The sequence below is a fragment of the Pseudomonas sp. PSKL.D1 genome (genome assembly GCF_028898945.1).
Taxonomy (GTDB): Bacteria; Pseudomonadota; Gammaproteobacteria; order Pseudomonadales; family Pseudomonadaceae; genus Aquipseudomonas.
Map to the genome: position 1 here is coordinate 3,916,005 of NZ_CP118607.1, position 12,919 is coordinate 3,928,923.

The 12,919-nt window shown below is 61.7% G+C and carries 14 protein-coding genes; 2 read left to right on the forward strand and 12 right to left on the reverse strand.

Annotated features, from left to right (window positions below; all coding sequences use genetic code 11):
* Position 1 precedes the first annotated feature (1 nt).
* On the forward strand, positions 2–1,291 hold the full coding sequence (gene gltA / locus PVV54_RS17390) for a citrate synthase (RefSeq protein WP_274906447.1): 1,290 nt from the start codon (positions 2–4) through the stop codon (positions 1,289–1,291).
* A gap of 269 nt (positions 1,292–1,560) precedes the next feature.
* Here gltA and PVV54_RS17395 read toward each other — a convergent pair whose 3' ends face one another.
* The 9 genes from PVV54_RS17395 to PVV54_RS17435 form a co-directional block, all read right to left on the reverse strand.
* Entirely contained in the window at positions 1,561–2,172 is a 612-nt protein-coding gene (locus tag PVV54_RS17395; RefSeq protein WP_446731420.1) for an START domain-containing protein, read from the reverse strand.
* 29 nt (positions 2,173–2,201) lie between these two features.
* Positions 2,202–2,456, reverse strand: a complete 255-nt coding sequence (locus PVV54_RS17400; RefSeq protein WP_274906448.1) for a YkgJ family cysteine cluster protein — start codon at positions 2,454–2,456, stop codon at positions 2,202–2,204.
* 121 nt (positions 2,457–2,577) lie between these two features.
* Entirely contained in the window at positions 2,578–3,003 is a 426-nt protein-coding gene (locus tag PVV54_RS17405; protein WP_274906449.1) for a hypothetical protein, read from the reverse strand.
* A 61-nt stretch (positions 3,004–3,064) separates the two neighbouring features.
* Positions 3,065–4,507, reverse strand: coding sequence for an aminotransferase-like domain-containing protein (locus PVV54_RS17410; RefSeq protein WP_274906450.1), 1,443 nt, complete (start codon positions 4,505–4,507; stop codon positions 3,065–3,067).
* Between the two features lie 242 nt (positions 4,508–4,749).
* Positions 4,750–5,562, reverse strand: a complete 813-nt coding sequence (locus PVV54_RS17415; protein ID WP_274906451.1) for an OmpA family protein — start codon at positions 5,560–5,562, stop codon at positions 4,750–4,752.
* Entirely contained in the window at positions 5,559–5,912 is a 354-nt protein-coding gene (locus PVV54_RS17420; RefSeq protein WP_274906452.1) for a DUF4398 domain-containing protein, read from the reverse strand. The genes PVV54_RS17415 and PVV54_RS17420 overlap by 4 nt, the downstream gene beginning before the upstream one ends.
* A 9-nt stretch (positions 5,913–5,921) precedes the next feature.
* Entirely contained in the window at positions 5,922–6,743 is an 822-nt protein-coding gene (locus tag PVV54_RS17425; RefSeq protein ID WP_274906453.1) for a substrate-binding periplasmic protein, read from the reverse strand.
* A gap of 75 nt (positions 6,744–6,818) precedes the next feature.
* Positions 6,819–7,748, reverse strand: a complete 930-nt coding sequence (locus PVV54_RS17430) for an electron transfer flavoprotein subunit alpha/FixB family protein (RefSeq protein WP_274906454.1) — start codon at positions 7,746–7,748, stop codon at positions 6,819–6,821.
* A complete protein-coding gene (locus PVV54_RS17435) occupies positions 7,749–8,498 on the reverse strand; it encodes an electron transfer flavoprotein subunit beta/FixA family protein (RefSeq protein ID WP_274906455.1) in 750 nt (249 codons plus the stop codon).
* A 539-nt stretch (positions 8,499–9,037) separates the two neighbouring features.
* Here PVV54_RS17435 and PVV54_RS17440 point away from each other — a divergent pair.
* Positions 9,038–10,720, forward strand: coding sequence for an electron transfer flavoprotein-ubiquinone oxidoreductase (locus tag PVV54_RS17440; RefSeq protein WP_274906456.1), 1,683 nt, complete (start codon positions 9,038–9,040; stop codon positions 10,718–10,720).
* Positions 10,721–10,779: 59 nt separating this feature from the next.
* On the opposite strand, the gene PVV54_RS17445 is transcribed toward PVV54_RS17440, so the two are convergent.
* From PVV54_RS17445 to PVV54_RS17455, 3 genes are all read right to left on the reverse strand, one after another.
* Positions 10,780–11,181 (reverse strand): type II toxin-antitoxin system MqsA family antitoxin, encoded by a 402-nt coding sequence (locus PVV54_RS17445; protein ID WP_274906457.1) that lies wholly within the window; start codon positions 11,179–11,181, stop codon positions 10,780–10,782.
* A gap of 2 nt (positions 11,182–11,183) precedes the next feature.
* Positions 11,184–11,480 (reverse strand): type II toxin-antitoxin system MqsR family toxin, encoded by a 297-nt coding sequence (locus PVV54_RS17450; protein ID WP_274906458.1) that lies wholly within the window; start codon positions 11,478–11,480, stop codon positions 11,184–11,186.
* Positions 11,481–11,574: 94 nt separating this feature from the next.
* The gene (locus PVV54_RS17455; RefSeq protein WP_274906459.1) at positions 11,575–12,900 is read right to left on the reverse strand and encodes an MFS transporter; all 1,326 of its coding nucleotides are present in this window, start codon (positions 12,898–12,900) and stop codon (positions 11,575–11,577) included.
* Positions 12,901–12,919 lie beyond the last annotated feature (19 nt).

A 12,919-nucleotide genomic window follows, 5' to 3' on the forward strand; every position in this document is an offset into this window, starting at 1 on the left:
CATGGCTGACAAAAAAGCGCAGTTGGTCATCGAGGGCGCTGCCCCCGTCGAGCTGCCCATTTTAACCGGCACGGTTGGTCCTGATGTAATCGACGTCCGCGGGTTGGGGGCCACTGGTCACTTCACCTTCGACCCAGGTTTCATGGCGACCGCCTCGTGCGAGTCGAAGATCACCTACATCGATGGCGACAAGGGCGTGCTGCTGCACCGCGGCTACCCGATCGAACAACTCGCCGAAAAGTCCGACTACCTCGAAACCTGCTACCTGCTGCTCAACGGCGAACTGCCGAATGCCGAGCAGAAGGCCCAGTTCGTCAGCACCGTGAAGAACCACACCATGGTTCACGAGCAGCTGAAGTCGTTCTTCAACGGTTTCCGCCGCGACGCTCACCCGATGGCGGTGATGTGCGGCGTGGTCGGCGCCCTGTCGGCGTTCTACCACGACTCCCTGGACATCAATAACCCGCAACACCGCGAAATCTCCGCGGTGCGCCTGGTCGCCAAGATGCCGACCCTGGCCGCGATGGTTTACAAGTACTCCATGGGCCAGCCGATGATGTACCCGCGCAACGACCTGTCGTACGCGGAAAACTTCCTGCACATGATGTTCAACACCCCGTGCGAGATCAAACCGATCAGCCCGGTGCTGGCCAAGGCAATGGACCGGATCTTCATCCTCCACGCCGACCACGAGCAGAACGCTTCCACCTCCACCGTGCGCCTGGCGGGCTCTTCGGGTGCCAACCCGTTCGCCTGTATCGCCGCCGGTATCGCCGCGCTGTGGGGCCCTGCCCACGGCGGTGCGAACGAAGCCGTGCTGACCATGCTCGATGAAATCGGCGATGTTTCGAACATCGACAAGTACATCGCCAAGGCCAAGGACAAGAACGACCCGTTCAAGCTGATGGGCTTCGGCCACCGCGTGTACAAAAACCGCGACCCGCGCGCCACCGTGATGAAGCAGACCTGCGACGAAGTCCTGGGCGAGCTGGGCATCAAGAACGACCCGCAGCTGGAACTGGCCATGCGCCTGGAAGAGATCGCCCTGACCGATCCGTACTTCATCGAGCGCTCGCTGTACCCGAACGTCGACTTCTACTCGGGCATCATCCTGAAGGCAATCGGCATTCCGACCAGCATGTTCACCGTGATCTTCGCCCTGGCACGTACCGTGGGCTGGATCTCGCACTGGAAAGAAATGCTCTCCAGCCCGTACAAGATTGGCCGCCCGCGCCAGCTGTACACCGGCGAGCAGCAGCGTGACATCGCTGAGCTGAAGGACCGCAAGTAAGCTTTAACGGCCGAACGCAAAAAGGCTGCCCTCGGGCAGCCTTTTTTATTGGCAAGTCAGCCGCAACCCCTGCTGGACCCTGCTGGACCCTGTGGGAGCGGCCTTGTGTCGCGAAAGGGCTGCGCAGCGGCCCCGGCAATATCGGCTGTGAAGCTGAAATCCAGGGGCCGCTGCGCGACCCTTTCGCGACACAAGGCCGCTCCCACAGGGATCGCGTCAGCCTTTAGGCTTTGTACAAGTCAGTTGCTCCCTCAGGCAGAGCAATAAGGCTACTCAGTTTTCTCGGCCCGCTCACGCAGCTCTTTCAGGGTATTGAACGGCGAATCCACCACAAACTTGTTGGCCACCATCGCCGGCACGCTGCCACCAGGCTCAGTGTGCACCTGATAGGTCACTTCCGTGCTGTCGCCTTTAGGCACCAGCTTCCAGAAGCCCTCCACCTTCGCCACCCGCACAAAACCCTTCTCTTCCGGGATGTACGTCGGCTCTTCTTTCAAGGTACGCGTCAAGGTGCCGTCCGCGCCCTTCACGGTGGTGATGTGCAGCACCGAATCGCGCGGCGTCACCGGCCACGGCGTGTTGAACTGGGTGTAGGTCCAGCTCTGGTCGCCTTCATGCTTGAGCAGCTTCTGGGCCTTGCACTCGTGCACCCAGGCACAGGCCCCGGCCACATCCTCTTGCAGCGCCTGCACTTTGGCCAATGGCGCCTTGATCAGGGTTACACCCTGATAAGCCTTGTACTTGGAGCCCGGCACTTCGCTGAGGGAGACCTTGATCCCCTCCTCGTCCTTGGCCACCTGCCAGTTCTCGGCCCAGGCCGCCGGCGCCAGCAAAACACCCATTCCACACACCAGCGCAATACGCTTGAACGATCTCATCATCTTTATCCTTGTTGTCGAAGATACCGCTTTCACGCCGCCGTCATCTGCTCCCACCAGCCGAGGATCCTGATCGCTTCGTCACGGTCGTTGCCGCACACCTCGATATCCGCCTTGAACCCACCACACACCGCCGGGCGTTCGGGCTTGCCGAACAGGTCGCAGAGGTTGTCGGCGGTCAGGTGCAGGCAGCGCTCGCCGGCAGGCTTGCCTTGGGGCATGCGCGGCATGGCAGAGGTAATGGACGGGGCAATGCAGCAGGCACCGCAGCCCTCACGGCAATTCATGGCTAACAGGACTCCCTGGAGCAAAACGGGACGAACGTCCCTGATACTAACGGCTCAAACATATGTTTGAAATTGCTGGCCCGATGAAATCTGCCGTGACCCGGCAGTCAGTTCGCCCGGGCTACTGGCGAAACTCAAATTCGATGGCCGCCCCTTCCACATCCCGGCGGCTGTCATTGCGCAGCTGCAGCTGCATTTCGTTGCTGATCAGTCGCCCATTGAGCTGGAACGGGCTGTCGTCGGTTTGCGGCTTTTCCGTGAACATGGCCGGCAGCAAAGGTTTGCGACGGGTGGCCGAACTGCCCACGTCGGGTTCAAGGTTCTTGACCATATCAACCGGCAGGCTCAAGTCCAGATGCGCCTTGGGCAGCGGCTGGGTAACAGCCTTGCTCACCGGCTTGCGCGCAGGCTTGGCCTTGGCGGGCTTTACCGGCGCTTTATGAGCAGCCTGATCATGGCCGACCGGCTGTGCGGCATGCGCCGCGGCACCTAGCATGCAAAACGGCGCGAGGCAGAGCGAAAAAGCAAAACAACGCAACAGAGTCATGGATGTCGGCGGGCAGGCTGGAAAGTGCGTATGCTCTCCGTTCCGCCGCCCGCTGGCAAGCCTACAACAGCGATCCGGCAGAATCTCGGCACAATTGCTGGGCCAGCAACCCGAGCGTCATCACTGCCCGCTCGGCTTCCTTGTTCCAAGGAATGCCGCAATTAAGGCGGATGCAGTGGTTGAACTGCTCGGTGTTACTGAAGATCAACCCTGGCGCAATACTGATGCCCTGCTCCAGGGCCCGCACGTGCAATTCCTGAGTGTTGACCCGTCCCGGCAGGCTAATCCAGAGAATGAAGCCGCCCGTCGGCCGGGTCATCTGCGTGCCTTCAGGGAAGTGCTGCTGCACGGCCAGTTGATACGCACTGAGATTCTTACGGTACTCCTGGCGAATGTAGCGCAAATGGCGGTCGTAACCGCCGTTCTCCAGGTAGGCCGCCACGCCCATTTGCGTGACACTGCAGGCCGAGTGGGTGGTGAACGTTTGCAGGCGCTGGATCTCGTCCTGATAGCGCCCCGCGATCATCCAGCCTACCCGCACCCCGGGCGACAGAGTCTTGGAAAAGCTCGAGCAGTAGATCACCCGGTCCAGGCGATCGAAGGCCTTGAGGGCCTTGGTCTTGCCTTGCTCGAACATCAGTTCGCCATAGATATCGTCCTCGACGACCTGAATGTCAAAGTCGGAGGCAAGGCGCAGCAGCTGTTTCTGCCGCTCTTCCGGCATGGTCCCGCCCAACGGATTGCTCAACCTTGTGGTCAGCACCAGGGCCTTGATCGACCACTGGCTGGCAGCGAGCTGCAGGGCTTCCAGGCTGATGCCGGTCGAGGGATCACTGGGGATTTCGATCACCTTCAAGCCAAGCAAGTCGGCAAGCTGCAGCAAGCCATAGTACGTCGGCGATTCGGCGGCGATCAGGTCGCCAGGCCGGGTCAGCACCCGCAGTGACATTTGCAGGGCATCGACGCAGCCATGGGTGACAATCACCTCGCGCGGGTCGACCAGCACCCCGGCATCGCGCATGCGAATTGCAATTTGCCGTCGTAGCGGCTCGAACCCGGGGCTGAACATGTAGCTGAAGGCCCGCGGGCTGTGAAAGCGAGTGACCTTGGCGATTTGCTGGTGCAAGGCGCGCACGGGCAGGTAATCAACATGGGGCACCGCGGCGCCGAACGGGAACACACCATCACGACGCGCCTCGGTCAGTACCTGCTGGATGATGCTGGCACGGGTAACCAGGCCTGGGCGCTCCACACGAGCGATGTCCGGCGTTTGCGCGGTAAGGGCGGGTGTTTGGTGAACGTAGTAGCCCGACTGCGGCCTGGCACGGATCAGGCCCTGATCTTCCAGGTTCGCGTACGCCTGCAGTACCGTGGCATGGCTGACATTGAGCTGCGCGCTCATCTTGCGCACTGAGGGTACGCGCTCGCCCGGCTGGTAGACACCGCGACGGATGTCATCGGCCAGTTGCTGGGCGATACGCTGGTACAGCAGCAGGTTGGTCATGGCGGGCGGGCTCGTTGTTCTTGTACGACTGACTGTCGGTAAAGCATACCGTAACAGTTGCAAAGTGTACTGGGACAGATTGCAGGATAGTCGACATTTCTGTTGAGTAGCAGTCCTAGCGTGGATGGCACCGGCTACGCCGGTGTTCGCGGCTAAAGCCGCTCGCACAGAGATTGCGCATGCCTTGAGGCAAGCACTGAACCTGTGGGAGCGGCTTTAGCCGCGAAGAGGCCCGCACAAGGCTACCGCGCCGGCGCCAACCTGCCCTTGTCATCCGAAAACACGATCTCCACCCGGCGATTCTGCGCCCTGCCCCGCTCCGAAGCATTGGCTTCGATCGGATACTGGTCACCATACCCCATCACCTCCAGCCGCTTCTCATCGACACCAAGGTCAACCAGCATGTCAGCCACGGCCTGGGCACGATCACGGGACAGCTTGAGGTTTTCCTCAGGCGCACCCGTACTGTCGGTGTAGCCCTCGATCCGCACCACGCGGCGCGGGTTCAACTGAAGGAACTGCACCAGTTTCAGCACCGTGCGGCTGGCCGAGTTCTTCAGGTCGGCGCGGCCGGTGTCGAACAGCACATCACCCAGGGTCATCACCAGGCCACGGTCGGCCTGCTCCGACGCCAGCGCGGCGATCTGCGTCTCAACCCATTTACCCTGTTGCTGCACGCTTGCCAGCTTGGCCTCGCGAAGGGCCAACTGCAGGCGCTGGCGCTCCAGGTCGAGTTTGGCAATGCGCTCCTGGTTCAATGCCAGCTTGGCATGCTCGCCAGCAATTTCGCTGTAGCGCTGGCTCAGGTAGGCGTAATGACGCACATCGCTGCCGGTGCCAATGTAGCTGGACAGGCGCTCGGCCCGCGCCAGCGATTCACCGGCACGAATCACGTCACGCGGCGCACTGCGCAGCACGTCGGAGTCGTCCTTCACCTTCTGGAACGCCGCCGTGGCGTCATCCAGGGCTGCCTCGCTGCGCTGGCTGGCGCAACCCTGCAAACCGGCCGTCAAGGCCAGCAGCGCCAGCACGGCCATGGGCTTGGATGGCTTCATGGCTGCACCTCCAGCTGCTTGCGCAGGCGCTTCACCCGCGAGTTCAGCAGCTCAAGCTGCTCTTCACTCTTCTGGTTCAACACCTGCGCCTCGGCCAGACGCGCATCCAGTTCGGCCTGCTCGGCGCGCATGCGGGCATCGCGGTAGTCTTCGCTGAGCATGTTGCTCTTGGCCCGGGTGAACTTGTCTTCGGCCAGCTTCAGCGCCTCGACCTGGTCGGTGGCACCGACCGCCTTGGCCTGCTCCAGCGCCTGCTCGGAAATTCGCATCTGCTCATTGGGCGCCGGGTCGTTGGCGCAGCCGGCCAGGCCGAGCATGGCCACGGCAAGAATCAGGGATTGGGTTCTCACGCACTCTTCCTAATGTTTGGGGGCGTCCGCCTGCACCTGCATCTGCGCCTTCCAGCGCTCGACGTTACGTTGCAGCACAGCCTGGGACGCACCGGAGATCGGCAATTCTGTCAGCTTTTTCGCCAATTGCCCACGCAACCACGTGTCGTTGCACGCCGAATTGTGGGACACCGCCAGGTACAAGCCTGGCCTGTCCACCGGCAAGCCGCGGGCGATCAGGTGAGTGCTCATGCCCAGGCTCTGGGTCATGGCCATGCCGGAATAGCGCCCTGCCAGCACATAGTCGACCTGCCCCAGCACCAGTTTTTGAAAGGCCTGGGTCAGGTTCTGGGCCGGCACCAGCTTCAGCTGCGCCTTGGCGAAAGCACTGAAGGCCGGCGTCAGGCGTGCCCGCTCCGACAAGCTGCCCTGATAGTTGGCCAGGTCCGCCGGGCCTTCGAAGTCCAGCACGGCGTCATGCCGGGTCCAGACCAGGTATTCGTTAAGCTGCAAGGGCGGGTGGATGTAGTCCAGCGTGGTGAGTTGCTCGACCTGCATGGGGGTGTCGAGCAACAGGTCGATACGCCCGCTGCGCACCTCTTCCAGCGCCTGATCGCGCCTGCCGGCGTTCAGCACCTCCACCTTCACGCCCAGTTCGCCGGCAACCTGGCGCAGCAGGTCAACGTTTGCGCCGATCAGGTGTTTGGGGTCTTTAGGGTCTTGCCAGGAGTATGGCGGCGCGTCCGGGCTGCCGGTGGCCACCAGGCGCTCGCACTTACCAGCCGCAACAGCCAGCGGCGATGCCATCGCCAGCGCGCATGCCAGCATCTTGCCTGCCTTGCGAAACACCATCGGTTACTCCTTGCCAATAAAAAAGCCCGGCCCTCGATGCGAGGGCCGGGCTTCTTTATAAGTGAAGCCGCCGGATCAGACCAGCTTTTCCAGCTCTGGAACGGCTTCGAACAGGTCCGCGACCAGGCCGTAGTCGGCCACCTGGAAGATCGGCGCCTCTTCATCCTTGTTGATCGCGACGATCACCTTGGAGTCTTTCATACCGGCCAGGTGCTGGATCGCGCCGGAGATACCGACGGCGATGTACAGCTGTGGCGCGACGATCTTGCCGGTCTGGCCGACCTGCATGTCGTTCGGCACGAAGCCTGCGTCAACCGCGGCGCGCGAGGCACCCACGGCAGCGCCGAGCTTGTCGGCCAGGCTGTACAGGTGCTTGAAGTTATCACCGTTGCCCATGCCACGGCCGCCGGAAACGACGATCTTGGCAGCGGTCAGCTCAGGGCGGTCGGACTTGGCCAGTTCTTCACCGACAAAGGCCGAGATGCCGGCGTTGTGCGCGGCGCCCACGGTTTCAACGGCAGCGGAGCCACCTTCGGCAGCCACGGCGTCGAAGCCGGTGGTACGCACGGTGATGACCTTGACCGCAGCGCTCGATTGCACGGTGGCAATGGCGTTACCGGCGTAGATCGGGCGCTTGAACGTGTCGGCGGATTCAACCGAGATGATCTCGGAAATCTGGTCGACGTCCAGCAGCGCGGCAACGCGTGGCAGTACGTTCTTGCCATTGGTGGTGGCCGGGGCCAGCACGTGGCTGTAGCCTTTAGCCAGCTCGACGATCAGCGGCGCGACGTTTTCCGGCAGCACGTGGGCGTAGGCGGCGTTATCGGCAACCAGCACCTTGGCCACGCCAGCGATCTTGGCGGCGGATTCAGCAACGCCACCCACGTTCTGGCCAGCGACCAGCACATGGACATCACCACCGATCTTGGCAGCAGCGGCAACAGTGTTCAGGGTGGCCGGGGCTACGGCACCGTTCTCGTATTCAGCGACAACCAGGATAGTCATTTAGATTACCTTCGCTTCGTTCTTCAGCTTCTCGACCAGTTCGGCCACCGATTTGACCTTGATGCCAGCGCTGCGGGCAGCAGGGGCTTCGACTTTCAGGGTCTTGTTGGTGGAGGCGAGGGAAACGCCCAGCGCGTCCGGAGCCAGTGTCTCCAGCGGCTTTTTCTTGGCCTTCATGATGTTCGGCAGCGACGCATAGCGCGGCTCGTTCAGGCGCAGGTCGGTGGTGACGATCGCCGGCAGGTTCAGCGATACGGTCTGCAGGCCGCCGTCGATTTCGCGGGTGACGTTCAGCTTGTCGCCAGCCACTTCAACCTTGGAGGCGAAGGTGCCTTGGGCGTAGCCGGTCAACGCAGCCAGCATCTGGCCGGTCTGGTTGTTGTCGCTGTCGATGGCCTGTTTGCCGAGGATGACCAGCTGAGGCTGCTCTTTGTCGACAACGGCTTTCAGCGCCTTGGCCACGGCCAGGGAGTTCAGCTCGTCTGCGGCTTCAACCAGGATGGCGCGGTCGGCGCCCAGAGCCAGGGCGGTACGCAGTTGCTCCTGGGCAGTGGTCGGGCCAACGGAAACCACGACGATCTCGGTCGCAACGCCCTTTTCTTTCAGGCGTACGGCTTCTTCGACGGCGATTTCGCAGAAGGGGTTCATGGACATCTTGACGTTTGCAAGGTCGACGCCGGAGTTGTCCGCCTTGACGCGAACCTTGACGTTGTAGTCGACCACTCGTTTGACAGCTACAAGAACCTTCATGGATTCCTCGTTACTCTCCGGTGAATAGATAGTCGCCTGGGGCTGAGCCCGGCGATGCGCGTGGGTACAAGGGCACCTCTAAAAACGAATCTGGAGCGGCAAACTTCATGGTGACCGAACAGTCTTGTCTGGACTGTTGCGGCAAATACCCACGGGTCATTTTCTGTCGTGGCGTGTAAACTCCACTACAAACCGGCCTGATGGCCGAAAACCCTGCTCCAAACCAGGTCTTTAGAGGTGTACCTGCGCCCGGCTGCAAGCCTACGGCGAACGTAAAACCGCTCGTATCTTGACCGTAACACCCAATCCGGTCAATACGGCAAATCGGTCACCCTTCAGCCGCGCTCCTGTGATTTTACTGGCCTGCGGCAAATTCAAACAAACGTTTGTATTGGACCCGCCGAGTGGTGTAGATATAATGCGCGGCCAAGAGAAAACGGTGTAGTTCATCCTTTGCGCAGCTACAGGCCGGCTCCACCCGTGAGAGCCGCCGCGCAACAGCGCCCGCACCCATAAGACAAGCAACAGCACGAGCCTTGATGAGTAGGAGAGAACCAGTGGAACGCGAATACATGGAATTCGACGTGGTCATCGTCGGCGCCGGCCCGGCGGGCCTGTCCGCCGCCTGCCGCCTGAAGCAGAAGGCCGCCGAAGCCGGTAGCGAGATCAGCGTCTGCGTGGTGGAAAAAGGCTCCGAAGTCGGTGCTCACATCCTCTCCGGCGCGGTGTTCGAGCCCCGCGCGCTGAACGAACTGTTCCCTGACTGGAAAGAGCTCGGCGCGCCGCTGAACACCGAAGTGAAGCGCGACGACATTTACGTGCTCAAGGATGCCGGCAGCGCCACCAAGGTGCCTGACCTGTTCGTGCCCAAGACCATGCACAACGAAGGCAACTACATCATCTCCCTGGGCAACCTGTGCCGCTGGCTGGCCCAGCAGGCCGAGAACCTGGGCGTTGAGGTCTACCCGGGCTTCGCCGCCCAGGAGGCGCTGTTCGACGAAAACGGCGTGGTGCGCGGCATCGTCACCGGTGACATGGGCGTGGACCGTGAAGGCAACCCCAAAGACGGCATGTACACCCCGGGCATGGAGCTGCGTGGCAAATACACCCTGTTCGCCGAAGGCTGCCGTGGCCATATCGGCAAGCAGTTGATCAAACGCTTCAACCTGGACAGCGATTCCGATGTGCAGCACTACGGCATCGGCCTGAAGGAAATCTGGGAAATCGACCCGGCCAAGCATGAACAAGGCCTGGTGGTACACACCGCCGGCTGGCCGCTGGATGTGGTAAAAGCCGACAACACCGGTGGCTCGTTCCTTTATCACTTGGAAAACAACCAGGTCGTGGTCGGCCTGATCGTCGATTTGTCCTACGCCAACCCGTACCTGTCGCCGTTCGACGAGTTCCAGCGCCTGAAGCACCACCCGGTGATGGCCCAGTACCTCGAAGGCGGCAAGCGCATCAGCTACGGCGCCCGCGCCATCTGCAAAGGCGGCCTGAACTCGCTGCCCAAAATGGTATTCAACGGTGGCGCGTTGATCGGCTGCGACCTGGGCACCCTGAACTTCTCCAAGATCAAGGGCAGCCACACCGCGATGAAGTCCGGCATGCTCGCCGCCGAAGCGGTGGCCGATGCCCTGATTGCCGGCAGCGAGGGCGGCGACGCCCTGAACACCTACGTCGAAGCGTTCAAGGCCAGCTGGTTGCATGAAGAGCTGTTCGCCAGCCGCAACTTCGGCCCGGCCCTGCACAAGTTCGGCCCGCTGCTCGGTGGCGCCTTCAACTACGTGGACCAGAACTGGTTCGGCGGCAAACTGCCGTTCACCCTGCACGACACCAAGCCGGACTACGCCTGCCTGAAACTGGCGGCCGACTCGCAAAAAATCGAGTACCCGAAGCCGGACGGCAAGCTCAGCTTCGACAAGCTCAGCTCGGTATTCCTCTCCAGCACCAACCATGAAGAGGAACAACCTTGCCACCTGAAGCTGACCGACCCGAACGTGCCGATCGCCAGCAACCTGCCGCTGTACGACGAGCCCGCCCAGCGTTACTGCCCGGCTGGCGTGTATGAAGTGGTCACTCAGGAAGACGGCAACAAACGCTTCCAGATCAACGCGCAGAACTGCGTGCACTGCAAAACCTGCGACATCAAGGACCCGGCCCAGAACATCACCTGGATTACTCCTGAAGGCGCCGGCGGGCCGAACTACCCGAACATGTAAGGCCCCAACAAAAAGCCCCCGGCTCGCAAGAACCGGGGGCTTTTTCGTATGCCGAAGCGTCAGGCGGTACGCACTTCCTCGAACAATTCCGGGTGGCGATCGAGCAGTTTGAACAACTTGATCAGCGCCACTGGGGGTGTGGTCTTGCCGTTTTCATAGCGAGAGAATGCATTGACCCCACCACCAAAGATCTCCCCCGCCTCACGCTGGTCGAGGTCGAATTTCCGGCGTATGGAAACAATGAACGAAGGGTCCACAACCGTTGCGTTCACTTGGCGCTCGAACGCCGTCATCAGAGTACTGACACGCATGGCTTCATCGTGGCCAAGAACACATTCTCCACAGGCGGAACAGTAATCGCCACTAACGCCTGTGATTACGGTCGCCACGCCTTTGTAACTATAGGGCATACCCTGAACATCAGGTGCAAGCTCCGCACCGCCGCATGCTGGACATCTCATGACTACAACTCCTTGAAAGACACGATGAGTACCTCGTCTATCACGGAAACTTTCAGATAAACGTACCCGGTTGCCGTAAGCCGGCGATACACGTCCTGCCAAACCCGGTGATCGATATGGCTGGTCATGCTCTTGAAGAAATCAGTGCGTTCCAGGCGGGCAACCACTTCAAGGATGCCGGGAAAATCCATTCCCAGCGTCCTGGCGCCTCTCAATGCAGTACCCGTAACGCCAACGCGCCCTTCGGCAGCCAAGGCTTTCACCCGCTCCAGCGGGCAATGAGGCATTCTCTTTTCCATGAGAAATTAACCTTCCAGGTTAAATTTGGCCAATAGGTTATTCCAATAACCCCCGCCCGGAAGTCTGCCTCAGTGCCTCACCAGCGTTAGCCCCTCATTTGTCACCACACATGATCGGCAACGGCTGCGCCACAAACGCCAACGCCTCACGACGCCCGAAGTACAGGGCCGTCAGCAACCCCACCACACCCATGATCAGACAAAACCCGACACACACCCACGGGCTCCACGGCATCAGCGCAATCAGCGCCAGCGGCGTGGTACTGGCCCACAGTGCATAGGCCACGTTGTAGGTGAAGGAAATCCCCGACACGCGAATTTCGGCCGGGAACAGCCCGACCATCACCGACGGCACCACCCCCACCACCCCGCAGCACAGCCCGGCCACGGCATATGCCAGCCAGGTCGCGCCCCACTGCCCCACCAGGCTGGCATACAACGCGCCGATGCCCAGCGGCAGCAGCACGCTGTAGATCATCAGCGCACGCCAGGCGCCCAGCCGGTCGACCAACAGCCCGGCCAGCACGCAGCCGATGTTGAGGAACACGATGCCCACGCTGCTCAAGGCAAAGGTATGCCCCGCCGTCATGCCAAAGCGTTGCTGCATCACGGTCGGGGTGATCACCACCAGCACCACCACTGCCGAGGTCAGCACGCAGGTCAGCAATGCGGCCGGGATCAGCGCCTGACGGTGCTCACCCAGCACCCGCCGCAACGGGAACGCCACCGGTTGTTCCTGGCGCTCGCGCAAGGCCAAAAATACCGGGGTTTCGCTGAGCCAGCGGCGCAGCCATACACCAATCACGCCAAACACCCCGCCCAGCAGGAACGGGTAGCGCCAGGCGTAATCGAGGATTTCCTGCGCAGTGAACACCTGCGCCAGCAGCGTCGCCGTCAGTGCCCCGAGCAAGTAGCCAAAGGTCAGCCCCGCCTGCAAGAAACCCAGCGCATAACCACGGCGCCCGGCCGGTGCATGCTCGGCCACGAAGGTCCAGGCACTCGGCACTTCACCTCCCACTGCCGCCCCTTGCAGTATGCGCAGGGCAAGCAGGATCAGCGGCGCCGCGTAGCCGATGTCGGCATAGGTAGGCATCACCCCGATCAACAGGCACGGCAGCGCCATCATCAGGATGCTCAGGCTGAACACCCGCTTGCGCCCCAGGTGGTCGGCAAAGTGGGCCATCAGGATGCCCCCCAGCGGCCGCGCCAGGTAACCGGTGACGAAAATGCCGAAGCTCTGCAGCAAGCGCAGCCACTCGGGCATTTCCGGCGGGAAGAACAGCTGGCTCAGGGTCAGGGCGAAGAACACGAAAATGATGAAATCGTAGATCTCCAGCGCGCCGCCCAGTGCCGCCAGACCCAGGGTCCGGTGATCGCTGCGGCTGAAACGCGGCGCGCGCGCGGTATCGATGGCAGTCATGGCAGGGGTCCGAAATCGG